Raw genomic sequence first — 24,800 nt, 5'->3', positions numbered from 1 at the left:
TCACGCGGAGAACGTGGGTTTCAGGCGCGGACGGTGGTGATTGCTGTGAGTGGTGCGGCAGTCGTGTCCCGTCACGGCCTCACCTTCCGGAAGTCCGGCGCGCGAATTCTTTTCGCGGGCGGGCTCGCGCTGACGGGCTGGCTCCTCGGCGCCGTCCTGAGCACTCCGGCTTCGGCCGACGAACAGACCCCCGTGACGCCGGAGACCTCCGTGGTCCAGCCCGCGAACGGGGCCGAATCCTGGAAATCGACTACTCCGAACGAGTCCACTTCGGACTCCGGTACGGCCGGGGCCACGAAACCCGTTGAGGCCACCGAAACCCCGGAGACCGAATCTCCCAAGGCCGCGTCTCCCCAGGAAGAGCCCGCTCCCGTTTCGAGCAAGGAGCCCGAGGCCTCGTCTTCCGAGAGCCCCGTGTCCTCCGAGAACGCCGTCGAGGAAAAGGCCGTTTCGAACGCGAGTTCCGTCGAGGAGACGAAGACTTCTTCTCCGGAACCGCAAAAGAAGACCGCGAAGCCCCAGGCGTCCAACGGTTTGCTGGGCGGCCTCATCGGCGGCGTGCTGGATCTCGTCTCGAACACGGTCGGCGGGGTACTCGAAACCGTCGGCGGGGTCGTCGGCGGAATCAGCGAACACGTCGTCGAGCCGATCGTGAAACCGGGTCCGTGCTGCGGATCGGGTGATCCGGGGATCCTGCCGGGCGCGGGCGACATACTCGACCCCGTCTTCGGCGGCGGATCGGGTCACTCGGCAGGCGGCTCGGTGACCATCGCCGTCCCGGCCAAGACGGCCACGACGAACGAGCCCGCGCCGAACACCCCGGACCCGCGTCCGTTCGTCCCCGTCACGGCGCCCGCACCGGCACCCGCCGTGCAGAACCACCGCGTCGCCACGCTGCCCCTCCAGGTCAAGACCGCCACCAAGCCCGCACCGGCCGCGCCCGCCGCTTCCGACACGCACGCGTCCCCGGACGGCGGCGGCTCGGGCGGCGGCGGTGGCCTGCCGAACACCCCGGCGACCCCGGTCGCGCCCACGACGACCGCGCAGCCCGGGCACGACCACTCCGGCGGCGGCCGCGGGCTGCTCGCCGTGCTCGACTCCGGAATGCCCGCCACGCAGCTGAAACTCATCGGAGCCGGCTGCGACCACGAAGGCGAGCGCACCGGCCGGGAAGCCGCGCTTCCGGCCACCTCCCCCGACTGACCTGACCGGGTCGCCGGGGAGAACCACGTCCAAACCAAGATCAACTTCTGGTTTCGGCGTCCCCTGAAGTCCCCGGCTTGAGTCCGTTTTCGCCTGCCCCTCTTTCAGGCATCCCCTGTCTTCCCGAACGGCCGACCGCGCCCGGCCGGTTCGGATCCCGGCCCCGGCGCCGCGCTGCCCCTTTGCGGCGCCGGGACCAGCACCGGGTGGACTCCGGGGGCTTCTGCTCACCGCGCCGAGCAGGAGCCGGTCTAGCTCGAAGTCCGCCTGAACCGCGGGCGGTTCCCGGCACGTCGAGGGGCTGTGCCGGGTAACCGCCGCGGTGCCCGTCCCGAGGTTTCGGCCTCGGGGCGGGCCGGATAGCCGGTGCGCCGGTCGTGCGGCGCCGATGCCCTCCCTGGAGCATCGGCCGCCCCGCCGGCGCACCGGCTATTTCCGTTTCCGCCCTACGCGTTTCGTCCTCTGAATGCGGTAGTTGCCTACGCAAGGACCGCATTCAGAGGACGAAACGCATGAGTCAGGTGACCTGCATGGCCACCGGGGCGGCCGTGGCGGGCGTCGCGGCGACCGAAGCGGCGGCCACGCCCAGCCGCCGCACGGCCTCGAACAGCCGGTCGGCCGGGAGCGAATACGGCAGGCGCAGCCAGCGCTCCAGTCCACCGTGGACACCGAACCGCGAACCCGGCGCCACCTGCACCCCGTGTCCCGCCGCCGCGACGGCCAGGCGCGTGCTCATCGGCTCCGGAAGACGGCACCACAGCGAAAGCCCGCCGGGCGGCACGGTGAACGTCCACTCGGGGCAGTACCAGTTCAGCGCCCCGGTGAGCGCGTCGCGCAGGGCGAGCGCCTCCTCTCGACGGTGCGCCAGCGCGGCGCCGCCGTCGTCGAGGAGTTCGGCGAGCACGAGTTGCTCGAAGACCGGAGAGCCCAGGTCGACGGCGAACCGGGCCGCGATCAGCCTGCCGATGACGTCCTCGGAGGCGCGGATCCAGCCGAGCCGCAGGCCTGCCCAGTGCGATTTCGACGCCGAACCGATCGTGATGCCCAGGTCGCCCGCGAACGCCCCGAGCGGCGGCGGCCCGTCGGCCGGATCGCCTTCGAGGTCCAATTCGACCAGGGTCTCGTCGATGATCGCGGGCGTCCGTGCACGGCTCAGCGCGGACGCGAGCCGCTCGCGGCCGACGGCGTCCATCCGCAGGCCCGTCGGGTTCTGGAAGTCCGCGACGAAGTACGCGAGCCTCGGCGCGGACTGCCGCAGCGCGGCTTCGATCCCGACGATGTCCCAGCCGGTGGCGGGGTCGAGCGGCACCGGTACCGGGATTGCGTGCGCGGCACTGATGGCTTCGAGCGCGTTCGGATACGTCGGCTGCTCGACCAGCACGCGGTCACCGGGACCGGCCAGCATGCGCAGGACCTGCACGAACGCGTGATGCGCGCCGTTGGTGATCATCACCTGATCGGCGTTGGTCGGCAGCCCGCGTTCGGTGTAGCGGCGGGCGATCCGCTCGCGCAGGATCCGCAGGCCGCGTACGTGGTAGCCGTTCTCGCCGAGGTGGTCCACCAGCGCCTTGCGCGCGGCGTCCACGGCCGGGACCAGCCCGGGAATCGCGGGCGGGCAGGCCTGGGCGAGGTCGATGAGGTCCTCGCCGGACGGCAGGATCGTGTCCCGGCCCCGGCCGCCGGGGGACGCGATCCAGGACCCGGCCCCGCGGCGGCTGGCCACCAGCCCGTCGGCCCGCAGCTTGTCCAGCGCGGCGCCGATCAGCGTGCGGCTGACTTCCAGGGCGTCGGCGAGCTCGCGCTCGGCCGGGAGTTTAGTGCCGAGCGGGAGCCTGCCGTCGAGGACCAGCAGCTCGACCGCCGCCGCGAGATCCGCGGCACCGTGTCGAGAACCACTCTGCCGCCAACTCCCCAGCAAAATGGCCAATTTCGAGCCTGAAACGCGTCCAGTCAGCGGGATCAGCGGTTCCATAAGGCCAATTGTTCCAGATTGGCCATGGTCAAGGTAGCCACTTACCCCTGATGGTGCACTCGTGGCACTCAAACTCGACCTCAGACCCGTCGGCATCTCCCACGACACCACCCGTCGCTCGCTCCAGCTCGTCGGCGGGCTCGCCCTCTACGGCGGCAGCATGGCCATGCTGACCCGGTCGGGGCTCGGCCTCGACCCGTGGGACGTGCTGCACGAGGGCCTGATGAAGCGCACCGGCCTGTCGTTCGGCACGGTCACCGCGATCGCCTCGGTGCTGGTGCTCCTGCTGTGGATCCCGCTGCGGCAACGGCCCGGGATCGGCACGCTCGCCAACATCGTGGTCATCTCGCTGACCGTCGACCTGGTCCGGCTCTTCCTGCCCGAACAGGACGTCCTCGGCTGGCAGATCCTCAACCTGGTCGCCGGTGTGGTCCTCAACGGCCTCGCCGCCGCGATCTACGTCGGCGCGCGGCTCGGCCCGGGCCCCCGCGACGGGTTGATGACCGGTTTCGCGGCCCGGACGGGCAAGTCGATCCGCCTCGTCCGGACCCTCATCGAGATCACCGTCCTGGCCGCCGGCTGGCTGCTCGGCGGCACCGTCGGTGTCGGCACGGTGCTCTACGCGCTGGCCATCGGGCCGCTGACGCAGGCTTTCCTGCCGTACGTCGTGTGGCGTGAGCGTTCTGCCGCGTAGCCGCGCGCGGGACTCGCGTGATCAGAGGCGTGACTCACGTGATCAGGCACCGCACTCGCGCGTGCGGGGTCTGATCACGCGAGATCCGTCTCTGATCACGCGAGTCCGGTGTCTGATCAACTGGCCTCGCGCTGCTCCACCAGGCGCCGCACGGCCAGGTAGTCGATCCCCCGCTGCGCGAGGACGTCGGCGGCCACGCCCGGAAGCGCGGTCAGCGCGAGCAAGAGGTGCTCGCCTTCGATGCGCTTGCTGCCGACCTCGACGGCTTCACGAAGGCTCTTCTCCAGCACCTTCTTCGCGTCCTGCGTGAAGGGCCGATGCCCGCGCCCGGCGCGCTGCCCCCCGGCCAGCGCGCCGGGACCGTGGGTCTGTTCGACCCGCGCGACGATGTGCTCGACGTCGATGCCGAATCCGCTCAGGGCTTCGACGTCGGCGTCGCTCATGCCGCCCCGGCGGCGGACGCGGCGGAGGTCGTCGGCCAGTTCGTCCGCCGGGCAGCCCAGGGTGGTGAGCACGCCGGCGCGCTGCGCGAGCGAGGTCAGCAGGTGCAGCGGGTCGACGTTCGCGGACGCCTCCTCCGAAGCGACCCGCTGAGCCCCCATGACGACCTCGCGGAGTTCGGTGGTGAACCGTTCGAACATCAGTGCCTCCCGTACTTCTTGTGCACCGCTTGCCTGCTGACCCCCAGCTCGGCCGCGATCTCCTGCCAGGACCAGCCGTGCACCCGCGCGCTGCGGACCTGCACGGCTTCGAGTTGTTCCAACAGCCGGCGCAAGGCGGCGACGGCGCGCAACCCCACCCGGGGATCGCGGTCGCCGGCTCGCGCGGCCAGATCTGTCGCTTCGGTCATGACGTCAACCTACGTTGACATCTCGCCCGCGTCAACCTCAGTTGACAGTTAGGGTCTGGCCATGGTCGAAATCGCAGTGGCGGAAAGGGACGGAGTAGGCGCGGACGGAGCATCGCGCCCGACAGAAGACCACGTCGCCGTACTCGGCAACGCCGTGGTCGTGCTCGACGGGGCGACCGCGCCGCGACCGGATCTGCCGTCCGGCGGCTGGTACGCGAGCCTGCTCGTGCGCAGCCTGTCGCGGGCGCTGACCGCGGAACCCCAGGCGGATCTCGGGATCCTGCTGGCCGGGTCGATCGCCGACGTCGCGAGTCGCGAAGGGCTCGAACCGGGACGATCACCGTCGAGCACGGTCGCTATCGCGCGCTGGACGGACGAAACCGTCGACGCGCTGGTGCTCGCCGACAGCCCCATCATCGCCTTCGGCCCGGCGGGCGCGGACCCGCTCACCGACGACAGGCTGGTTTCGCTCCGCGACGGAGGGCAGCTCCGCACGGGCGCCGACGTCCGCGCGAAACGCAACGCGCCGGACGGCTTCTGGGTCGCCGAAGCGGAACCGAAGGCGGCCGCCGAGGCCGTCCGCCGCAGCTGGCCGCGCTCGGAGGTCGAAGCCCTGTTGCTGGCGACGGACGGGGTCGCGATCGGTGTCGACGAGTACGACCTGTTCGGCTGGCCGGAAGTGCTCGCCCTCAGCCGGGAACGTGGTCCGGACGCGGTCCTCGACGCGGTGCGCACGGCGGAGAAACAGGACCCGGACGGTGTCCGCTGGCCTCGGGCGAAAAGGCACGATGACCAGCTACTGGTACTGGTCGAGTTCGGGGTAGCCCCAGGGTAAAACCGGGGGCTTCCCGGATCGGAAATCCCCGCCCGCGCGAGCAGGCTGGACGCATGACGTTCCCTGGGGAGAGATCGCGGGCCAGACCCTGGCTGATCGCGTCGGGCGCGGCCATCGGATGGGCCCTGTTCACCATGGTGGTGCTCCACCTGATCAGCTCACGCGATCCGGTGTTCGACACGCTGTCCAGCTACGCCTACGTCGATCGCGGCACCGGCATGCTCGGGGCCAGCGTGCTCTCCCTGTCCATCGGCTCGCTCACCGCGCTCGGCGCGCTGGCCGCGGCCGGGATCCCGCTCAGCCGCACCACGAAACTGCTGTTCGTGCTGTGGTCGCTGGGACTGGCGGCGGCCGCGATCTTCCCGGCGAGCTACCCCGAATATCCGGACCCGGTCAGCGGCGAGATCCACCTCTACGCGTGCCTCATCGCGTTCCTCAGCCTGCCCGCCGCCGGGTTCACCCTGCGCGACAACCTGCGCGGCACCCCCGCGGCCAGGCGGATCGGCCGCCTGGCTTGGGGCAGCGCGGCGGGCCTGGTCGTCTTCGGGCTCAGCTTCATCTTCGTGCGCCTGTCCGACATCCCGTTCTTCAAGGCGCTGACCGATTTCGTGCCGGTCGGTGTCACACAGCGGCTTTCCCTGGTGGCACACGTGATCCTGATCGCCGGGATGCTGAAGGTCGCGTCAGCGGCTCACCGCGTCGGCGAATTCGGGCGCGTACCCGTAGAGACCGGGAAGCCCGCCCGTGTGCAGGAAGACCACGTGCTCGTCGGGCGCGAAATGGCCTTCGGCGGCCCACTCGATCAGCGCGGCGCCCACCTTGCCGGTGTACACGGGATCGAGCGCGATCCCTTCCGTGCGGCCGAAAAGCCGCACCGCGTCCCACGTCGCGGCGGTCGGGATCCCGTAGCCGGGGCCGATCGTGCGGTCGTCGATGCGCAGACCGTCGAGTGACGGCGGCTCGGTCCCCAGCAGTGCGGACGCCGCGATGGTGAGGTCGGCCAGGTTGTCCAGGGCCTCGTCGACCGGATGACTGACACAGGCGATGTCCAGCGTCAGCCGGTCGAGATCCGCCGCTCCGACGACGAGCCCGGCGGACGTCCCGCCGCTGGCGTGCGGCGCGACCAGCCGGGCCTTGGTGACGCCGAGCGCGTCGAGCTGCCCGTCGAGCTCCCGCGCGGCCGCCACGTAGCCGAGCGCGCCGACGCCGTCGGAACCGCCGACCGGGAACGTGGCCACCTTGCGGCCCTCGGCCGCGGCCTCGGTGATCAGCCGGTCGTAGGTCTTGCCGGTCTCCTCGCCGTCGCGGCAGACGTGCACGGTCGCGCCGAAGAGGTGGTCGAGGGAGACGTTGCCGGACCGTTCGTACGCGTCGCCGTCGCGAGGGACCTTCGCCGTGAGCACCAGCTCGCACCGCAAACCGAGCTTCGCGCAGGCCGCGGCGGTCTGGCGGCCGTGGTTGGTCTGCAACGCGCCGAAGGTGATCACCGTGTCGGCGCCGTTCTCGATCGCCGCGCCGAGCAGGAACTCGAGTTTGCGCAGCTTGTTGCCACCGACGCCGAGCGGATGCACGTCGTCGCGTTTGAGCAGCAGGTTCGGCAGACCGAGGGCCTCGCCCAGCCGGGGTGCCGGATGCAGCGGCGTCGGGTAGCCGCCGAGGTCGACGCGGGGGAAGCGATCCAGGTTCATGCAGGTCACGTAACCACACCGAAGACGCCCGATCGAGGTTACCCGGTGGTATCGTTCGTTTGAACGAACGAGAGAGGCAGGGGGAGCCATGACCACGTCGAAACCGGAGCTCGCCTTCACGGGCCTGGCCGAACAGGCCTCGATGCTCGCCGCCGGAGCCACGACGTCGGTCGAGCTCACGCGCTTGGCGCTCGAAAAGGCCGAAGCCAGCCAGCCGACCCTCAACGCCTTCAAAAGCCTTCGCGCCGAAGAGGCCCTTCGCGAGGCCGAGGAGGCCGATCGACGGCTGGCCGCCGGCGAGACCGCTCCCCTGCTCGGCGTTCCCACCGCGATCAAGGACGACCTCGACCTCACCGGACTGCCGACCGCGTTCGGCTGCGAAGGCGATTTCTCGGTCGCGACAACGGATTCCCCTCCCGTCGCCGCGCTCCGTGAGGCGGGCGCGGTGCTGATCGGCAAGACCAACACCCCGGAACTCGGCCAATGGCCGTTCACCGAAGGCCCCGCGTTCGGCGCGACCCGCAATCCGTGGGACACCGAACGCACCCCGGGCGGTTCCTCGGGCGGCGCGGCGGCGGCCATCGCGTCGGGGGTGATCGCCGCCGCGCTGGGTTCCGACGGGGCGGGGTCGATCCGGATCCCGGCCGCGTGGACCGATCTGGTCGGGATCAAACCGCAACGCGGCCGCGTCCCGACCGAACGCGAGCTCTTCCACGGCCTGACCGTGGTCGGCCCGCTCGCGCGCACCGTCGCCGACGCGGCCCTGCTGCTCGACGTCGCGGCGGGCACCGGGACCGCGTTCCAGGCCGCCGCGCGCCGCGAACCGGGCCGGATGCGGATCGGCCTGTCCACCAGGATCCCTTTCACCGCCACGAAAACCCGGCTCGACCCGCAGGCGCACGCGGTCGTCGTCCGGCTCGCGGAGCGGTTCGCGGAACTCGGTCACGAGATCGTCGAGATCGAACCCGACTACCGGCTGATCGGTCTCACCTTCCTGCCGCGTTCGCTCGTCGGCGTGCGTGACTGGTCCCGTCGCGTCCCGGACCAGGCGCGGCTCGACCCGCGCACGCGGGCCAACGCGCGGCAGGGCTCGGCGCTGGCCGGACCGGCGCTGCGGCTGGCCAGGGCCACGGAACCGTTGCTGCAACGCCAGATCGGCTCGGTGTTCGGCCGGGTGGACGTCGTCCTCACGCCGACCACCGCGACCCCGCCGCCGCGGATCGGCACCTTCGACAAGCTCACCGGCTGGCAGACCGACCAGGCCATGATCGCCGCGTGCCCTTACGCTTGGCCGTGGAACGTGCTGGGCTGGCCGGGGGTCAACGTCCCCGCCGGGCTGAGCCCGGAAGGACTGCCGCTCGGCGGCCAGCTGCTCGGCCCTTCGCATGCGGAGGAACGGCTGATCTCGCTGGCCGCGCAACTGGAAGAGGTCGAACGGTGGCAGGACCGCAAACCCGAGACCGGTTGGTGAACACCCGCGAGACGATCCTCCACGCCGCGCTCAAGGTGGTCGGGGAACAGGGCGTCGGAGGGCTGACCAACCGCCGGATCGCGACCGCGGCCGGGGTCTCGCTCGGCACGCTGACCTACCACTTCCCCAGCCAGACCGCGTTGCTGCGCGAAGCGATGCTGCTGTTCGTCGAGGAGGAGACCACGAAGCTGACCGGCTTCGTGGACGCCTACCGCGAGCAGGGCTTGAGTGTCGAGCAGGCCGCGTCGGTGGTCGAGCAGGTCATCTCGCAGCTGCCGTTCGGCACCGACGAACTCGGCGCGCACGAGCTGTACCTGCAGGCCGCGCGCGACCCCGGGCTCCAGGACGCGGCCGCGCGGTGTTTCGCCGCCTACGACGAGCTCGCGCTGGTGATCCTGAAGACGCTCGGTGTGCCGTCGCCCGAGCGGCTGACCGGTCCGGTGGTGGCGCTCATCGCCGGATTGCAGTTGCGCAGGCTGGCGACCGGCGACGACGGCGTCGGAGTGGCGCAGTCGTTGATGATGCTCATCCGCGGCGCGTCGTGAGCGGTCCGCCGATCGTCAAGGGCACGGCGGCATGGCGGTACTTCGGCGACTTCCGGGCCGGACTCATGGCGGGTCAGGTGCTGGTGCTGCAGGTCGCGCATCCGGTCGTCGCGGCCGGGGTGCGGGATCATTCGGACTACGTCGAGGATCCGTGGACGCGGCTGATGCGCACGGCCGCGTCGCTGTCGATCTACATCTACGGCGGTCCCGAAGGCGCCCGCTACGAGGCGGACCGGCTGCGCGCGCTGCATCGCGAGTTCACCGGGGTCGACGCCGACGGCCGCCGGTACAGCGCGCTGAACCCGCGCGCGTACGCCTGGGTGCACGCCACGCTCGTCATGGTTCCCGTTGACACGCAACGGTTCTACGGCAAGCCGATGACCGCGTCCGAACTGGACGAGTACTACGCGCAGATGTGCGACGTCGGACGCCTCCTCGGTCTCCGAGCGCAGGACATGCCGCCGACGTGGCCGGAATTCGAGCGCTACTACACGGAAATGATCGACGGCTTCGGCCCGAACGGGACGATCTCGACGCTGTTCGAGACGATCCGGACGGTGAAGAAACCCTGGCGATGGCTGCCCGACGAACGCTGGGTACGGCTCCAGCGGTGGCAGCATCGGGGTCAGATGTTCGTCATCCGAGGCACTCTCCCGCCCGCGTTGCGGGAGCGTCTCGGTCTACAGTGGACAGATCGGGATCAGCGCCGGTTCGATCGGTTCCGGGCCGTGGTGCGGGTGACCGGTGGTCTGGTGCCGGTGACGCTGCGCTCGTCGCTCGTGCGCCGGATCGGCAGGCTGAACGTCTGGTTCCGGGCGCATCCCCGCGCTTACCGCTTCCTGGGCGGCGACAACGGACCCGGAAGCTTTCGGAGCATTTAGTCCTCTGGATGCTCCCCTACCGGAGTAAGGGCCGCCGTCCCCTGTACGGGGGACCCCGGTTCACCCCGCGCCGTGACGCTTTCCCCGGCTTCCGTCGTTAACTTCGGCCACGATGGGGAATTCACCGAGGGGGCGGCGCGCGGCGCCGTTGGTCATCGCTCGCGTACTCGTGCTCTGTGCGCTGGCGTCCTTGCTGTGGGGCGGCACGGCCCGGGCGGACGGCGTGTCGAGCGGGGCGGACGTCCAAGTCGCGCAGACGCTCGGTACCCGGGATCTCACGGTCGTGCTGCGGCGGATGGACATCGCGCCCGGGCCGCTGCACGTCGACGTCGTCACGCACGCCGGAAGCGCGCCGGGCACGCTGAAACTGCGCGCGTCGACGGCCGGGAAGACGTTTTCCGAAACCACGGTCCGGCTGGACGGGAAACCCGGCGCCCATCCGGCGCTGCTGAAGGTCGACCAGCCCGGGCCGTGGGAACTCGGCCTCGACGACGGGACGGACACCGCGTCGATCCCGTTCCTCGTCCCGGCCAGGGTCATCCCGCCTTGGGAGAAGGCCACCTTCGGCGGTTTCGTCGCCGCGGGCGTGTTCCTGGTGATCGGCCTCGTGGTCGCGCTGCGCGTCCGGCGGCCGCAACTCGCGCTGATCCCGGCAGGCGGGATGGTCGCCGCGCTCGCGGTCGCGGTCACCGGCGCGATGCTCTCGGCGTCGACCCCGGCGCCACCCGCGCCCGGTGCCGCGCTGGACCCGACGATCGACAACATCCAGGACCCGTACGCGAACGCGCAGATGTCCACTGTGGACTTCTCGCGGCCGCCGGTGAACCTGGCCGTGAAGGCGCCGAACGCACGATCAGGCGGACTCACCGAGGTCCGGCTCGCCTTCGCGGACGGTGCGACCGGCCGCCCGGTCGACGATCTTTTGGTGCACGACAACGCCTTGGTGCATCTCGTCGTGATCTCGCCGACGGGCAGGCTCTGGCATCTGCATCCGGTTCGCGTCGCTCCCGGCGACTATCGCGTGAAGTTCACACCGCCCGAGGCGGGCACCTACGCCGTCGCCGCGGAAGTCGCCCGGCGAGGCGGTGGCGTGCAACTGGTCCGCGCCACGATGGGTGTCGCGGCGGGCACCGACTCCCCCGCCGAACCCGTGCCGCCGGGCGCCGGCCGCCGGGTCGTGCACGGGAACCCGGTCGACGTCGAGGTCAAGCCGGGGACGCCGACCACGATCACCGCGCGGTTCGGCAAGGCGGATCTCCAACCCTGGCTGGGCATGCTCGGCCACCTGATCGTCGTCGGCCCGATAACCGGCGACAACCGGGTCGGCGCGGATGCCGCTGCCGCGCCGACCTGGGCCCATGTGCACTCGATGATCCCGCAATCGCCCGGTATGCCGGGAAAGCCCGACGAGACCGTCGCCGCGTACGGCCCCGACGTCCCGTTCACCTACACCTTCGCCGCCCCCGGCAAGTACCGGATCTGGCTGCAGGCCGAACGCGACTACACGGTGCTGACCGTGCCCATGCAGATCGAAGTCCCACCGGAAGGGGCGCCGCAATGACCACCGAGACGTCCACAGTGGACAGACGCAAGCCCGTCCTGCTCATTTCCGTGGTCGCCGTGCTCGTGGTGGCGATCGTGGCCTGGCTGGTGTGGCCTAGCGGCGGCGGGGAACAGGTGCAGAGCTCGACCCAGGGGCCGTACACCGTGGGGCTTTCGGTCGTGGATCCGCACCAGGGCGGCAATGTCTTCGCGCTGACCGTCACCGGGGCGGTGCCGGAGGTCGTCACCGTCGAACCGGTGATGCCGCAGATGGGGCACGCGCTCGCCCCGTCGCCCGCGATCGCGGAGGCACCGGGCCGGTTCCGCACCGGCGACGTCCTGTTGCCGATGTCGGGGCAATGGGAGATCACCGTTTCACTGCGCGGGCCGTCCGGTTCGACGCAGCACGTTTTTCCTTTGCTGGTCAAGTAAGAGAGGGAGGTCGGGGGGTATGGATCTCACCGCGGGAGGGGCGAGGGTCGCCTCGGTGACCCGAAGCGAACGCACCGGGCTCGTACCGGCGGGCACGGTGCTGGCCGGATCGGTGATCTCGCTGATCGGGCTCACCTGGGACATCCAGTGGCACGGCGACGTCGGACCGGACACGTTCTTCACGCTGCCGCATCTGTTCCTGTATTCGGGCAGCGCGATCTCCGGGCTCGCGAGCCTCATGGTCGTGCTGATGACCACGGCCGCGCGCCGGGCAGGCCGCGAGGTCGACGCCCGCGTCGGGGGCCGCGCGATCAACGTCTTCGGCAGGCTCTTCGCCGCACCGGCCGGCTACCTGGTGACCGGGACCGGCGCGGCGATGTTCCTGCTGTACGGCCTGTGGGACCAGTGGTGGCACGGGCTGTACGGCTTCGACGCGGTGATCGACTCGCCGCCGCACATCGGGCTGCTGCTGTCGATCACGCTGAGCATCATCGGCACGGTCATGGTGTTCGCGGCCGCACGGGAGCACCGCTGGGGCACGCTCGGCGTGGTCGGCAGCCTCGGCGTGCTGATCGCGTTCAGCACGGTCACCGTGCTGGGGCTCCAGCAGATCGACGTCGACCGGGTCGACGTGATCTCCGTGGGCATCGCACTGCTTTCGGTGCTGCTGGTCTCGGCGGGCGCCGGGTTCTGGGGGCGGCCGGGCGGCGCGGTCCGGGTCGCCGCGGCACTGGCGGTCATCCAGGCGATCACCTGGTGGTTCTCGCCGTGGGCGGCGGAGGCGTACGCGAGCGCCGTCGGCCTGCCGATGCGGGACTACATCGACGGCGTGCCCGCGATGCCCGCGATGATGCCGATGGCGTTGCTGCCGATCGCGGCCGTGCTCGAAGCGGTCTACCTGCTTTCGCGGCGTGGCCTCTCCGCCGGCCGGGTTTCGGTGCTGGCGGGCGGGATCGGCGGGTTCCTGATCGGCGCGAGCATGCCGATCCAGAACGTGCTCGTGTACGGGGCCTCGCACGTCGAGTGGGCGCTCGTGTTCGGGACCGCCGCCGCCGGCGCGGTGTTCGGGCTGCTCGGCGGGTTCGCCGGGTGGCGGTTCGGCGGAATGCTGAGGCTGCTGGCCCCGGCGAAGGGGGACGACGCGCATGCGTAAGACACTGCTGGCCTTGGCGGCGGCGATCGGGTTGCTGTTCGCGACCACGCCCGCGGCGAACGCCTACGAACCGGTGAACATCGTCCACACCGAGCGGGTGCAGGTCGGCCCGTACGGGATGACGGTCGGGTTCAGCACGTGGCCGTTGCGCGCCATGCAATCGCTGGACTTCACGTTCATCCCGGACGACGGGATCGCCGGGAAGTCGGGGACGCTCGCGTTCGTCAATCCGGAGACCGGGCGGCTGGGCCGCCCGCAGCCGCTGGCGAAGCACCCGCGGAAGCTGGAGGTCTGGGGACTGGACATCCGGGCACTGCAGACGCAGGGCGCGTGGACGTTCCGGTTCGAGATCGACGGACCCGCGGGCAAGGGCACGGGAGAACTCCGCGATCTGACGGTGCTCGAACAGCCGGGACCGCCGATGGCGGTGAGCTGGTCGATCAGCCTGATCCCGCTGATCGTCCTGGCCGTCCTGATCACCATCGCCTGGAGGCGCACGAAAGCCCGGCTGCGGGGGAACGGGCTCCCGGCGACGGTGTGACTCGAAGTGACGAAGATCGGATGGCTCGCGTGTCCCGAGGGGGCACGCGAGCCTTTCGTCATGGGCTCAAATCGAACTGTCCGGCCTTGACCGCCTCCAGGAAGGCGTTCCACTCACCGGAATCGAAGACGAAGACGGGACTCGCCGCCAGCTTGGTGTCACGCACCCCGACCAGGCCTTCCCTGCCGAGGTTGACCTCGACACAGTTGCCTCCGTTGGGCTCGCTCGCGAAGGACTTCTCCCACGCGGAGTCGTCGAACAGCGACACGGCCGTGGTCGGATCGTAATCCGCCGCCGATGGATAATCGGCCATTGGTCGTACCTCCGAACGTCGGTCGGGGATGCGGTCGCGACCTGCGCGAACCGTCACGGCCCCAGCTTCTCCTTGCCTCAACGGGACTATCCCGCACGGCCAAGTGGGTGATCAACTCCGCCCACTCTCGACATGAAGATTATTCCAGGAGTAGGATTAATCGCAGCGGCCGGGGCTCGCTTGTTGGTGATTCGCCCGCAGTATGCGAAAACCCCGGCGACGGCTGTCACCGGGGTGGCGCTCACCAGGAAGTTCGCCCGTTCCAGCCGGTCACCGACGGCAGGTGACCGGACGGGACCTCCGGGCGCGTGACCACCCACCGCCGACCTCGTGGGGGAGGATCAGCGTGATCATTCAGGACACGATGCCTGCGACGGTACTCGCCGTCGGCAGGCTCATGGCCGGGACGGCGGGCGAAAGCCGCCGCTCCGCACACCTTTTCGACCTGCACGCCGGGGGTTCGCACCCCGAATTCCTGCACGCCCGATGCGGCGCCGCGATGCCTTACGACCACCTGGAATGGATCCCCGTCGGTTCGGGGATGCCGTGTGAGCGTTGTCTCGGTCTGGCCGGTTCCGCCGACCAGACGCGGCTGCCGCGGCCGAGCCGGGGAGTGTGACGGTCATGGCCGTCCGCCTCACCACGCTGTTGTTCCGCCGTGAGGACGACCGCCTGGCACCGACGAAGCGCCGCAACATCGGGCTCGAACTGCGTCAGCGGTTCGGGTTCAGCCTCATCCAGGCCCCGCTGCGCAAGCAGCCGCCGTGGAACTCGGAAGTCGACTTCCCCCTTCAGCGCGGCGCGCACCGGGACCTGATCAGGACCGGCCGGCCGCTCGAAGGACACTTCGAGCTATCGCCCTTGATCGGGCATCTGACCGGCCGGGCCTGAGGGATCAGGGCTTGCGGCCCAGGCCGCCGAGCCCGCCGGTGAAGGTCGGGTCGTCCGCGAACCGGTCACTGGCCCGGGAAGCCGCCTCGTCCAGGTGCCAGGTGGCCATCCAGTCGATTCCCGGCTCCACCAGCTCCAGTCCGTCGAAGAACGCGGTGAACTCCGCGCGGGACCGCAGGTGGAACGGCGCGCTGGTCTTCTTGTAGAGCTCCTGCACGTTCTCCCGGTTGTCGCCTTCCTTGCGAGTGACGCCGTCCTCCGTCAGATGCGAGGACAGGAAGTACGAACCCGACGGCAGCAGGTCGAGATAGCGCTGGACCATCTCGTGGACGGGTTCGTCCGGGCCGAGGAAGTACAGCAGGCCGACGAGGCACAGCCCGATCGGCTGCCGGGGGTCGAGCACCCCGGTTTCGAGGGCGCGCTTCCAGATGTCGGCGGGGTCCCGCACGTCCCCCTGCAGGACCGCGTGCCGCCCGAGCAGGCCCTCCCTTTCCAGCAGCAGCTGGGAATGCGCGACGGCGACCGGTTCGATGTCGACGTAGACGACGCGGCTGTCCGGGTTGATCGCGCTCGCGATCTGGTGCACGTTGCCGACGGTGGGCACGCCGGAGCCGATGTCGAGGAACTGGGTGATCCCCTGGCGGGCCAGGTAGCCCACGCCGCGGCCGAGGAAGTCGCGCCCGACGCGGGCGAAGGTCTTGACCTCCGGGAACTGCTTGAGCACCTGCGAGCCGAACTCGCGGTCGATGGCCCAGTTGGCGGAGCCGCCGAGGAACCAGTCGTACACCCTGGCCACGTTGGGTCGTTCGAGGTCGACACCTTCGGGGGCATCAGGGTCTCTGGGGTCCTGCTGCGTCGTCATACCGTCACACCTCGTCGGAAACCGGGTTTGCGGGCGACCCCGCCGATGGCGCAGTTAAGCGTAGGCGAGCGGGGGTCGTCCAGCCGCCATGCGCCGACCGGGACCAGACCCGGCGCCACGAGGTCGAAATCCCCGAAGAAGCCGAGGATCTCTTCCTTGTCGCGGAACGAAGCGGGCGTGCTGGACTGGTCGTACTGCTGCACGACGCGCTTGATCTGTTCGAGCTCGTCGCCTTCCACATCGGACTTCGTGACGTGGGAAAGAACGTAGAAGGAGCCTGGGGGCAGAAGTCTCCGGTACCGCGCGATGACGTCGGCGAGCTCGGGGCCCGGCACGAAATGCAGGACCGCGACGGTGAGCAGGGCGACCGGTTTGGCCGGGTCGAGCACGCCGGTGTCGAAGGCGTGCTCCCAGACGTCGTCGGCGTCGCGCAGGTCTCCGCCGATGACCGCGTGGCGGGCGGGGTCCCCGTTCTTCTCCAGGAGGATCCTGGCGTGCGCGACGGCGACCGGTTCGTTGTCGACGTACACGCAGCGGCTGTCGTCGTCGAGCTCCCCGGCGATCTCGTGGACGTTGCCGACCGTGGGCACGCCGGAGCCGAGGTCGAGGAATTGGTTCACGCCGTGTTCGGCGCAGTGGCGCACCGCGCGGCCGAGGAAGGCCCGGTTGGCCCTGGCGAGGGAGCGGATGAGCGGGAACGCCTTGACCAGTTGTTCGCCGAATTCCCTGTCCACCGCCCAGTTCGCGGTTCCCCCGAGGGCCCAGTCGTAGATCCGGGCGGCGTTGGGACGCTCCAGGTCCACGCCTTCGGGTAGGAACTGCGGGTCCACGTCCAGCCCCTGTCCACTCGACCGCGCCTGTGCGGACAACCCTACCGAAGGAAGCGGCGAGCTCTCAGGTTTGCATCTGATTGCGGTACAGCTCGGCGAGTTCCTTGAGGAACTGCCGGGTCTCCTGGCGTTCCAGCGCGGCGCCGCGCAACCGGTCCCAGGAGTCGACGAAAATGTTGAAGTCCTTGACGTCGTCGAGGTACAACCCGCCCGCGGAATGCTCGATGTAGACGAAATCCCTGGTGCGATCGGGAAAACGCATGATGGTGAAGTCGTTGGGGACCGCGGCGAGGCGGGCGCCGAACGGCAACACGTGCACATACACGCGCGGATGCTTGTCCAGCGCCAGCAGATGTTCGACCTGGTCCAGCATCACCGCCGGGGCGGAACCGCCGGGAGCGCGGCGCAGGGCGCCCTCGCTGATGATGAACCGGTAGTAGGGCGGCTGCTGTTGCTCGAAGACGGCCTTGCGGTCGAGCCGGTTGCGGACCAGCGAAGTGACGTCGGTGGCGCCGGCTTCGGTGAACTGTTTGAGCATGTAGTGCTCGGACTGCAACGGGCCGGGGATGCGCTCGCCGTGCCAGGTGAGGATCTCGGCGGCCGCGGGTTCGAGGTCGGTGAAGGTGCGGAACCAGTGCGGGACCACGGATCGGTAGCCGGACCAGTGGCCGCGCTGCCCGGCCGCGGCGCGGGCCAGGTTCATCAGCGTGTCGGCCTCGTCGCCGTTGATCCCGAACGCGTTCAGCATCGATCGCACATCCCCGAGTTTGACCCCGACGGCACCGGACTCGATCTTGTTGACCTTGCCCTGGGTGCAGCCGAGAACCTCGGCGACCTGCTGCTGTGTCATCCGCGCGGCGTTGCGGGCATGCCGGAGCTCGTTCCCGAGCTGCTTCCGGCGCGAGGTGACGGTGCTGGCCATCGCCTTGCTCTCCCGGACCACATAGCCAGGACCGCGGCTGCCCGCCGTCCTGCGCGCGAATACTCGAACCCACCCAGGGTACTTCACCTTGCGGGGTTCGATGATGACATTGCGCAGCGTTCCAGGAAACGGCCGAAAACACCAGTCACCTGGTACGTCACCCTGGTGGCGGAGCGATCTCGTCACATTTCGGGCACCTCGGCCGGGCATAGTGACCGAGTGGACCAATCTCCCTTCGCCCGGCGGCTCTCCGACGGTGTCTTCGGGTACGTGCAGCCCGACGGCTCCTGGTGGATCAACAACTGCGGGTTCGTCTCCGCGGGTGATCACACCGTGGTCATCGACACATGTTCCACCGAACGGCGCACGCGTGCCCTGCTGGAGACGGCGGCGTCGACCGGCGGTGCGCCGGTGACCACCGTGGTCAACACGCATCACCACGGCGACCACACGAACGGCAACTACCTGGCGGCGGGCGCGACGATCGTCGGGCACCGGAAGACCCGCGAGGTGATGGTCGCGACCGGGATCAACACCTACGAGAACGCGTTCACGGGGAGCGACTGGGGGCATCTGGAGCTGCGGCCGCCCGAAGTGGTGTTCGACGACCGGCTGACCGTGCACGCCGGTGACGTGCGGCTGGAGCTGATCCATCCCGGGCACGCCGCGCACACCACCAACGACGTGCTGGTCTGGCTGCCGGAACGGCGGGTGCTGTTCGTCGGCGATCTGATCTTCAACGGCGGCAGCCCGTTCGCGCTGATGGGCTCGCCCGCCGGCTGGCGGAAGGCCCTGGACCTGGTGCGCGAGCTGGAGCCGGAGACGATCGTGCCGGGCCACGGCCCGGTGTGCGGGCCGGAGGCGATCGACGTCGTCGACGGCTATCTGGGCTTCCTGCAGAAGCTCGCCTCACACGGGAAGGCCGCGGGCCTGACGCCTCTCGAAGCCGCGCGCGAAGCGGATCTCGGGCCCTACGAGGCACTGTCCGAACAGGAACGCCTGCCCGCGAACCTGCACCGGGCCTACGCCGAACTGGACGGCCTGGAGTGGGGCGCACCGATCGACCTGGGGGCCGCGATAGCGGACATGGTCACCTTCAACGGCGCCCCGATCCGCTGCTTCTCCTGACGCTGCTCACACGTCTCGCCCTGCGCTCTTGCCAGGTCCTTCTTCCCGCTCGGGCAAGTGTCAGGAAAGCCACTTTCAGGACACTTTTCGTCCTGAAAGCCCCTTTCAAGACATCCGAACCCCCTACCCCAGCCCCCCACCCGTCCCTGGGGGACGGCCCCGCACCCAGCGTACCGGCGCCCCCGCCGGGAGGGGCCGGTCGAGCCGAGTTGTCCACAGGCCGGTCAGGTTGTGGACAACTCGGCGTTGATCCGTTCTCGCCCCGGCGCCGTATCCCTCGACGGGGATAGGCTCGGCACGGGAATCGAAGCGGAAGGGTGCGGATGAGCAAGAAGGCGAGCATCGGGGTCACCGGCCTGGCGGTCATGGGCCGCAACCTGGCCAGGAACCTGGCGAGGCACGGGCACACGGTGGCCCTGCACAACCGCTCCGAGCAGCGGACGAAGGAACTGGTCGAGCAGTTCGGCGACGAAGGCGACTTCATCCCGGCGTATTCGGCGCAGGAGTTCGTCGACGCGCTGGAGCGGCCGCGCCAGGTCGTGATCATGGTCAAGGCCGGTGCGCCGACGGACGCCGTGATCGACGAGTTCGTCCCGCTGCTGGAGAAGGGCGACGTGATCGTCGACGCGGGCAACGCGCACTTCGCGGACACCCGGCGCCGCGAGGCCGCGTTGCGCGAGAAGGGCATCCACTTCGTCGGCACCGGCGTGTCCGGCGGCGAGGAGGGCGCGCTGCACGGGCCGAGCATCATGCCGGGCGGCTCCAAGGAGTCGTACCAGTCGCTCGGGCCGCTGTTCGAGGACATCTCGGCGAAGGTCGACGGCGAACCGTGCTGCACGCACGTGGGCGCGGACGGCGCCGGGCATTTCGTGAAGATGGTGCACAACGGCATCGAATACGCCGACATGCAGTTGATCGCCGAATCGTTCGACCTGCTGCGCGGCGCGGGCGGCTACTCCCCCGCCGAGATCGCCGGCATCTTCCAGAACTGGAACTCCGGACGGCTGGACTCGTACCTGATCGAGATCACCTCACAGGTGCTGGCCCACACCGACGCCGCTTCCGGCAAACCGTTCGTCGACGTCGTGGCGGATCAGGCGGAGCAGAAGGGTACCGGCCGCTGGACCGTCCAAATCGGACTGGACCTGGGCGTGCCGATCAGCGGGATCGCCGAAGCCGTCTTCGCGCGTTCGCTGTCCGGTTCGTCGAACCTGCGTGAGGCCTCCCGCGGTCTCGGCGGTCCTTCGCGCGCTCCGCTGACGGGGTCCGCTTTGGACACCTTCGCCGACGACGTGGAGCAGGCGCTGTACGCGTCGAAGGTGGTGGCGTACGCCCAGGGCTTCAACCAGATCCAGGCGGGCGGTGCCGAATACGGCTGGGACATCGACCTCGGCAAGGTCGCGTCCATCTGGCGCGGCGGCTGCATCATCCGCGCGAAGTTCCTGAACGACATCACCGCGGCGTACGCCGACGAGCCCGCACTGCCGACGCTCTTGACCTCCGGCGGCTTCCGCAAGGCCGTCGAGGACGCCCAGGACTCCTGGCGTTCGGTGATCTCCACGGCGGTGCGGCTCGGCATCCCGACCCCGGGCTTCTCGACGGCGCTGGCGTACTACGACGGTCTGCGCGCCGAGCGGCTCCCCGCCGCGCTGGTGCAGGGGCAGCGTGACTACTTCGGCGCCCACACCTACCGCCGGGTCGACAGGGAAGGTTCGTTCCACACCGCTTGGGCGGCCGACGGCCGTCCCGAGTCCTCCGCCTGACAGAGGTACATGAAGGCCCCCTTTATGTACCTAGGCGCAAGGAAGGGGGCCTTCATGTACAGGCGGCCAGCAGGACGAGAGCGACGAACACCAGGACAGTGAGCGCGATCCTGGTCATTGCCCGCGTGCGGCGACGATCTCCGCCAGCGACCGCAGGATCACCGCCTCGGTCTGCTCCTTCGTGAGCCCGAGCCCGGTCAGCAGGTCGTCGCCGAGTTCGAACAGGGCCAGCAGGATGTGCTCGGTGCCGATGTAGTTGTGCCCGAGCCGCAGCGACTCCCGCATGGTCAGCTCAAGCGCTTTCTTGGCCTGTGCCCCGAAGGCCATCTTCGCCGCTTCCACCGGTTCGCCGGCGGGTTCCGGCAGAGCCGCCGAAGCGGCGTCGCGGACGGCTTCGAGGGTCACGTTCTGCGCCACGATCGCCCCGGCGGCGAGCGCGGCGGGTTCGGCGAGCAGGCCGAGGACCAGGTGCACGGGCTCGATCTGCGGGCTCTTCGCCGTGACGGCAGCGTCCCGCGAAGCGACGACGACGTGCCGCGCGCGGTCGGTGTAGCGGCTGAACACCTTCACCAGGTCTTCGAGCGAAGAGCCGCTGGATTCGACGAAACGTTTCTGAGCGGCCTGCTTGGACACCCCCATGTTCTTGCCGATTTCGGTCCAAGAGGCGCCGGAGCGCCGCGCCTGGTCGACGAAGTGGCCGATCAGATGGTCGGCCACTTCGCCCAGGTGCTCGCCGAGGAAGACCGCGTCGGACAGCTGGCCGAGCACGTCACCGTCGGGATGCTGCTGCTTGATGTGGGAGATGAGGTCGTCGAGACGAACTGGAGTGGTCATAGCGTCAACTCTAGGTTGACGGCCTCCAATCGTCAACCACGGGTTGACGCAAAGGTGGCCTTGAGATCGAAGCCGTTGGCCTCCAGCGTCTCGAACCGCGGCGCCGGATCCGCGGCGAACAACCGTCGCGCGGCGATGTGGTCCGGTGGCCGGTTCACCGACTCGACCCCGGCCAGCACGCCGTCCCGGAACGAGAGCACCGAGAACTTCCCGCCCTCCCGATCCCCGGTCACGATGGTCTTCTCCGCCCCGGTCAGAATCCCGGCGATCTGCAGTTTCGCGCCGAGCTGATCGGTCCAGAACCACGGCAGGCTGTCATAGGGCGCGGGTTCGCCGGTGATGACGGCGGCCGCCGCCCGCGCCTGGTCGACGGCGTTCTGCACCGACTCCAGCCGCGTCGCCGTCCCCGCCTGGACGCAGGGGAAGTTCGCGCAGTCCCCGACCGCCGAGATCTTCGGATCGCTCGTGCGCAGGTGTTCGTCGACGACGACACCGTTCGCCACGGCGAGCCCGGCCTCCTCGGCGAGCCGCGTCCTCGGTTCCACGCCGACCCCGACCAGCACCAGATCGGCGGGCAGCAGGCTGCCGTCGCTCAGTTCGACCTCGGTCACCCGGCCCTCGCCGCGCAGCGCGGCGACCCCCTTGCCGACCAGGATCGTGTGCCCGGCTCCCTCGTGCAGAGCGGCGAAGTACGCCGAGACCTCTGGAGTCGCGACGCGGGCCATCAGCCTGTCCTGCGCCTCGACGATCGTCACGGGCCGCCCGGCGTGCGCGGCGAACTCCAGCCCGATGAACCCGCCCCCGACCACGACCACGTTCTCCGCGCTTTCCAGGGCGGAACGCAGGACGTCGGCTTCGTCCTTGGTGCGCAAGGTGAACACACCGTCCAAAGTGGACCCGGGAACCGGCAGTACGCGGTTGACCGCTCCCGTCGCCAGCACGAGATGGTCGTACCCGTGGGCGCTCCCGTCCTCGAGAACCACCTTCGCGCCATCGCGATCCACCGACGCGACCCGGCCGGGGATCAGCTCGATGCTCTTCTCCGCGAAGAAGTCCTCAGGCCGCAGACGCAGCTGGGCGTCCCCCGCGGTCCCGGCGAGATAGCCCTTCGACAACGGAGGTCGTTGATACGGCAGCCCGGGTTCGTCGCCGATGAGCAGCACCCGCCCGTCGAACCCCTTGTCCCGCAGCGAGGTCGCCACTCCGAACCCGCTCTGCCCGGCCCCTACTACGAGGACGGTCTCCATCGGCGCTCCTTCCGTTGTGCCCGGTGTCCATTCAACACAGCTCCGGGGATTTCGACACGTGATCCTCACGCGGGTGAAGCGCTACGGTCATGCCCGACGAGTCCACTGGTGTTCCCGCACGTGAGGAGGGGATCGCATGAGCCGGCCCGACGTCCACCCGGTCGACGCCCGCCCGCCGCTGCCGAAGCTGACCTTGCTCGGCCTGCAGCACATGACGATCATGTACGCGGGCTCGGTGGCCGTCCCGCTCGTCGTGGGCAGCGCGCTGAAACTCGACGCGGCGACGATCGCGTTGCTGGTCAACGCGGATCTGCTGGTCGCGGGGATCGCGACGCTCATCCAGGCGATCGGGATCGGGCGGCTCTTCGGGATCCGGCTGCCGGTGGTGGCGGGCGCGACGTTCACCGTGGTCAACCCGATGATCATGATCGCTTCCCAGTACGGCATGCAGGCCGTCTACGGCGCGATGATCGCGTCGGGTGTGTTCGGCCTGCTCATCGCGAAGCCGTTCGCGAAGATGATCCGGTTCTTCCCGCCGCTGGTCTCGGGCACGCTGCTCGTAGTCATCGGCATCTCGCTCATCGGCCCCGGCGTCGGCCTGATCGCCGGCCACGACACGACGTCGCCGGACTACGCGAAGCCCGCCAACCTCGCGCTCGCGTTCGGCGTGATCGCGGTGATCATCCTGTTCACACGGGTCCTGCGCGGGTTCGCGAACCAGATCGGCCCGCTGCTGGCGCTGGTGATCGGCCTCGCCGCGGCCGTCCCGATGGGCCTGGTGAGCTTCCAGGGCATCGCCGACGCCGGCTGGTTCGGTCTCGCGTCGCCGTTCCACTTCGGCCCGCCGACCTTCCCGATCGCGGCCGTGCTCTCGATGTGCGTCGTGATGCTGGTGACCTACACCGAATCCACCGCGGACCTGGTCGCGGTCGGCGAGATCACCGGACGGCCGGCGACCGACTCCGACCTCGCGCGCGGTCTCGCCACCGACGGCCTCTCGGCCATCCTCGGCGGCGCGATGAACTCGTTCCCGGACACGGCTTTCGCGCAGAACGTCGGCCTCGTGCAGATGACCGGGGTGCGCAGCCGCTGGGTGGTCGCGACGGCGGGCGGCCTGCTCGTGCTGATGGGCCTGGTGCCGAAGGTCGGCGCCTTCGTCGCGGCCGTGCCGGAACCGGTGATCGGCGCGGTCGCGGTGGTCATGTTCGCGATGGTCGCCGCGGTCGGCGTGCAGAACCTGAAGAAGGTGGAGTTCTCCGGCAACCACAACACCTTCATCGTCGCGGTGTCGTTCGGCGTCGGCCTGCTGCCCGCGTTTTCGACGAACCAGTTCGGGAACTCGATCTTCTTCCAGCATTTCCCGTCGTGGCTGCAGACCGTCTGCGGCAGCCCGATCACGGTCGCCGCGATCGTCGCCTTCACCCTCAACCTGCTGTTCAACCACCTCGGCAAGCGCCGGGAGCCGGATCTCCTGCAGGCGCCCTAACCCTCGATCTCTAGCACCACAGCCACTTGGGCCACAGGTTGCACTCCTCGGTCGGAGTCGTCGAGGGCGGCGGCGGGGTCGGGTTGGGTGGCTGCGGGGCGCCCGTCGACCCGGTCGGCTTCGGCGGGTCGGCAGGCTCGTGCGAAGTCGGTGTCGTCGTCGGTTCGTCCGGGGTGTCGGACGTCGACGCGACCGAACTCGACGTGCGTCGGCTCGACGACGTTGTTTTGCTGGGCTGCGAGGAAGTCCCGCCTTCGCCGGTTTCGACCGTCTCAGTGGACGGGACCGCCGAAGTCGCGTCGGCGCCCCTGTTCTCCGAGGGCCGCTTCGGCATCTCGATGACGCTCATGTTGTTCGGCTGGGCGTTCTGCTCGGGATCCGAATCGAACCCGACGAGAACACCGGCCGCGCCGCAGGCGACGACCACGGCGATCACCACCGCGATAACTCTCCAGCGTGACTTTGCCCGTGACTCCTCGTGGTCGTCCCAGCCCTCGCGAATGAGCAGGTCGGCGACCGAAACGTCGTCGTCATCCACCAGCTGAGACCTTTCGCACCCGGGAACGAGCGAACAGTAGTTTTACCGCAACTCACCGCCGAATGGGTGAAGTTAACCAAAAATTATTCACCCGATGGAACACGTTAGCGCATGCCGGTCACACAGTGTGTATTCATATGCTTTCGTGCATATCTGCGGCCGCCCACCTTCGGTTCGCG

At 69.6% G+C, this 24,800-nt stretch carries 26 protein-coding genes and 1 pseudogene; 16 read left to right on the top strand and 11 right to left on the bottom strand.

Annotated features, from left to right (window positions below; all coding sequences use genetic code 11):
* Window positions 1–63: 63 nt before the first annotated feature.
* Window positions 64–1,203 carry a hypothetical protein gene (locus IE302_RS21010; protein WP_191256164.1) on the top strand — a complete coding sequence of 380 codons (1,140 nt, stop codon included), beginning with the start codon at window positions 64–66 and terminating at the stop codon, window positions 1,201–1,203.
* Window positions 1,204–1,720: 517 nt separating this feature from the next.
* Here the strand turns inward: IE302_RS21010 and yczR are convergent.
* Window positions 1,721–3,175: a MocR-like transcription factor YczR gene (yczR, locus tag IE302_RS21005; RefSeq protein WP_191256163.1), complete on the bottom strand. Its 1,455-nt coding sequence runs from the start codon at window positions 3,173–3,175 to the stop codon at window positions 1,721–1,723.
* A gap of 61 nt (window positions 3,176–3,236) precedes the next feature.
* On the opposite strand from yczR, the gene yczE reads away from it, so the two are divergent.
* Window positions 3,237–3,869 carry a membrane protein YczE gene (gene yczE, locus IE302_RS21000; RefSeq protein ID WP_191256162.1) on the top strand — a complete coding sequence of 211 codons (633 nt, stop codon included), beginning with the start codon at window positions 3,237–3,239 and terminating at the stop codon, window positions 3,867–3,869.
* 116 nt (window positions 3,870–3,985) lie between these two features.
* On the opposite strand, the gene IE302_RS20995 is transcribed toward yczE, so the two are convergent.
* Entirely contained in the window at window positions 3,986–4,510 is a 525-nt protein-coding gene (locus IE302_RS20995) for a Clp protease N-terminal domain-containing protein (RefSeq protein WP_191256161.1), read from the bottom strand.
* Window positions 4,510–4,719, bottom strand: a complete 210-nt coding sequence (locus IE302_RS20990; protein WP_004559389.1) for a sigma factor-like helix-turn-helix DNA-binding protein — start codon at window positions 4,717–4,719, stop codon at window positions 4,510–4,512. Before IE302_RS20990 ends, IE302_RS20995 begins: the two co-directional genes overlap by 1 nt.
* 61 nt (window positions 4,720–4,780) lie before the next feature.
* Between IE302_RS20990 and IE302_RS20985 the strand changes: the two genes are divergently transcribed.
* Entirely contained in the window at window positions 4,781–5,554 is a 774-nt protein-coding gene (locus tag IE302_RS20985) for a protein phosphatase 2C domain-containing protein (protein ID WP_191256160.1), read from the top strand.
* A 53-nt stretch (window positions 5,555–5,607) separates the two neighbouring features.
* Window positions 5,608–6,159: pseudogene (locus IE302_RS20980) on the top strand (DUF998 domain-containing protein); the annotation flags it as partial.
* A 78-nt stretch (window positions 6,160–6,237) separates the two neighbouring features.
* Here the strand turns inward: IE302_RS20980 and IE302_RS20975 are convergent.
* The gene (locus IE302_RS20975; RefSeq protein ID WP_191256159.1) at window positions 6,238–7,242 is read right to left on the bottom strand and encodes a D-cysteine desulfhydrase family protein; all 1,005 of its coding nucleotides are present in this window, start codon (window positions 7,240–7,242) and stop codon (window positions 6,238–6,240) included.
* A gap of 88 nt (window positions 7,243–7,330) precedes the next feature.
* On the opposite strand from IE302_RS20975, the gene IE302_RS20970 reads away from it, so the two are divergent.
* From IE302_RS20970 to IE302_RS20940, 7 genes are all read left to right on the top strand, one after another.
* The gene (locus IE302_RS20970) at window positions 7,331–8,713 is read left to right on the top strand and encodes an amidase (protein WP_191256158.1); all 1,383 of its coding nucleotides are present in this window, start codon (window positions 7,331–7,333) and stop codon (window positions 8,711–8,713) included.
* Window positions 8,710–9,258, top strand: a complete 549-nt coding sequence (locus IE302_RS20965; protein WP_191256322.1) for a TetR/AcrR family transcriptional regulator — start codon at window positions 8,710–8,712, stop codon at window positions 9,256–9,258. Before IE302_RS20970 ends, IE302_RS20965 begins: the two co-directional genes overlap by 4 nt.
* The gene (locus IE302_RS20960) at window positions 9,255–10,139 is read left to right on the top strand and encodes an oxygenase MpaB family protein (RefSeq protein ID WP_191256157.1); all 885 of its coding nucleotides are present in this window, start codon (window positions 9,255–9,257) and stop codon (window positions 10,137–10,139) included. Before IE302_RS20965 ends, IE302_RS20960 begins: the two co-directional genes overlap by 4 nt.
* Window positions 10,140–10,251: 112 nt before the next feature.
* Window positions 10,252–11,700, top strand: a complete 1,449-nt coding sequence (locus IE302_RS20955) for a DUF8832 domain-containing protein (RefSeq protein ID WP_191256156.1) — start codon at window positions 10,252–10,254, stop codon at window positions 11,698–11,700.
* The gene (locus IE302_RS20950) at window positions 11,697–12,113 is read left to right on the top strand and encodes a FixH family protein (RefSeq protein ID WP_191256155.1); all 417 of its coding nucleotides are present in this window, start codon (window positions 11,697–11,699) and stop codon (window positions 12,111–12,113) included. Before IE302_RS20955 ends, IE302_RS20950 begins: the two co-directional genes overlap by 4 nt.
* A gap of 19 nt (window positions 12,114–12,132) precedes the next feature.
* A complete protein-coding gene (locus IE302_RS20945; protein WP_191256154.1) occupies window positions 12,133–13,266 on the top strand; it encodes a hypothetical protein in 1,134 nt (377 codons plus the stop codon).
* Complete coding sequence (locus tag IE302_RS20940; protein ID WP_229907875.1) at window positions 13,259–13,807, top strand: hypothetical protein; 549 nt, start codon at window positions 13,259–13,261, stop codon at window positions 13,805–13,807. The genes IE302_RS20945 and IE302_RS20940 overlap by 8 nt, the downstream gene beginning before the upstream one ends.
* Before the next feature lie 58 nt (window positions 13,808–13,865).
* Here the strand turns inward: IE302_RS20940 and IE302_RS20935 are convergent, their stop codons facing one another.
* Entirely contained in the window at window positions 13,866–14,120 is a 255-nt protein-coding gene (locus IE302_RS20935) for a DUF397 domain-containing protein (RefSeq protein ID WP_191256153.1), read from the bottom strand.
* Between the two features lie 346 nt (window positions 14,121–14,466).
* Here IE302_RS20935 and IE302_RS20930 point away from each other — a divergent pair, with 346 nt between their 5' ends.
* Both IE302_RS20930 and IE302_RS20925 read left to right on the top strand, forming a co-directional pair.
* On the top strand, window positions 14,467–14,739 hold the full coding sequence (locus tag IE302_RS20930; RefSeq protein WP_191256152.1) for a hypothetical protein: 273 nt from the start codon (window positions 14,467–14,469) through the stop codon (window positions 14,737–14,739).
* A gap of 5 nt (window positions 14,740–14,744) precedes the next feature.
* The gene (locus IE302_RS20925) at window positions 14,745–15,011 is read left to right on the top strand and encodes a hypothetical protein (protein ID WP_191256151.1); all 267 of its coding nucleotides are present in this window, start codon (window positions 14,745–14,747) and stop codon (window positions 15,009–15,011) included.
* A 4-nt stretch (window positions 15,012–15,015) separates the two neighbouring features.
* Here IE302_RS20925 and IE302_RS20920 read toward each other — a convergent pair whose 3' ends face one another.
* From IE302_RS20920 to IE302_RS20910, 3 genes are all read right to left on the bottom strand, one after another.
* The gene (locus tag IE302_RS20920; protein ID WP_191256150.1) at window positions 15,016–15,873 is read right to left on the bottom strand and encodes an SAM-dependent methyltransferase; all 858 of its coding nucleotides are present in this window, start codon (window positions 15,871–15,873) and stop codon (window positions 15,016–15,018) included.
* The gene (locus IE302_RS20915) at window positions 15,870–16,703 is read right to left on the bottom strand and encodes an SAM-dependent methyltransferase (protein WP_191256149.1); all 834 of its coding nucleotides are present in this window, start codon (window positions 16,701–16,703) and stop codon (window positions 15,870–15,872) included. Before IE302_RS20915 ends, IE302_RS20920 begins: the two co-directional genes overlap by 4 nt.
* 64 nt (window positions 16,704–16,767) lie before the next feature.
* Window positions 16,768–17,625 (bottom strand): helix-turn-helix domain-containing protein, encoded by an 858-nt coding sequence (locus IE302_RS20910; RefSeq protein ID WP_191256148.1) that lies wholly within the window; start codon window positions 17,623–17,625, stop codon window positions 16,768–16,770.
* 219 nt (window positions 17,626–17,844) lie between these two features.
* Here IE302_RS20910 and IE302_RS20905 point away from each other — a divergent pair, with 219 nt between their 5' ends.
* Window positions 17,845–18,753: an MBL fold metallo-hydrolase gene (locus IE302_RS20905; protein ID WP_191256147.1), complete on the top strand. Its 909-nt coding sequence runs from the start codon at window positions 17,845–17,847 to the stop codon at window positions 18,751–18,753.
* Between the two features lie 323 nt (window positions 18,754–19,076).
* Window positions 19,077–20,516 (top strand): NADP-dependent phosphogluconate dehydrogenase, encoded by a 1,440-nt coding sequence (gene gnd / locus IE302_RS20900; RefSeq protein WP_191256146.1) that lies wholly within the window; start codon window positions 19,077–19,079, stop codon window positions 20,514–20,516.
* A 114-nt stretch (window positions 20,517–20,630) separates the two neighbouring features.
* On the opposite strand, the gene IE302_RS20895 is transcribed toward gnd, so the two are convergent.
* Window positions 20,631–21,350, bottom strand: coding sequence for a Clp protease N-terminal domain-containing protein (locus IE302_RS20895; RefSeq protein ID WP_191256145.1), 720 nt, complete (start codon window positions 21,348–21,350; stop codon window positions 20,631–20,633).
* A gap of 32 nt (window positions 21,351–21,382) precedes the next feature.
* Window positions 21,383–22,597, bottom strand: coding sequence for an NAD(P)/FAD-dependent oxidoreductase (locus tag IE302_RS20890; protein WP_191256144.1), 1,215 nt, complete (start codon window positions 22,595–22,597; stop codon window positions 21,383–21,385).
* 136 nt (window positions 22,598–22,733) lie between these two features.
* Between IE302_RS20890 and IE302_RS20885 the strand changes: the two genes are divergently transcribed.
* Window positions 22,734–24,083 (top strand): nucleobase:cation symporter-2 family protein, encoded by a 1,350-nt coding sequence (locus IE302_RS20885; protein ID WP_191256143.1) that lies wholly within the window; start codon window positions 22,734–22,736, stop codon window positions 24,081–24,083.
* Between the two features lie 10 nt (window positions 24,084–24,093).
* Here IE302_RS20885 and IE302_RS20880 read toward each other — a convergent pair whose 3' ends face one another.
* A complete protein-coding gene (locus tag IE302_RS20880; protein ID WP_191256142.1) occupies window positions 24,094–24,621 on the bottom strand; it encodes a serine/threonine protein kinase in 528 nt (175 codons plus the stop codon).
* Between the last annotated feature and the right edge of the window lie 179 nt (window positions 24,622–24,800).

Origin of the sequence: Amycolatopsis oliviviridis, from assembly GCF_014654365.1 — a bacterium.
Lineage (GTDB): Bacteria > Actinomycetota > Actinomycetes > Mycobacteriales > Pseudonocardiaceae > Amycolatopsis > Amycolatopsis oliviviridis.
The sequence above is the reverse complement of the archived record's forward strand: the minus strand, read 5'-3'. Positions and strand labels throughout refer to the sequence as shown.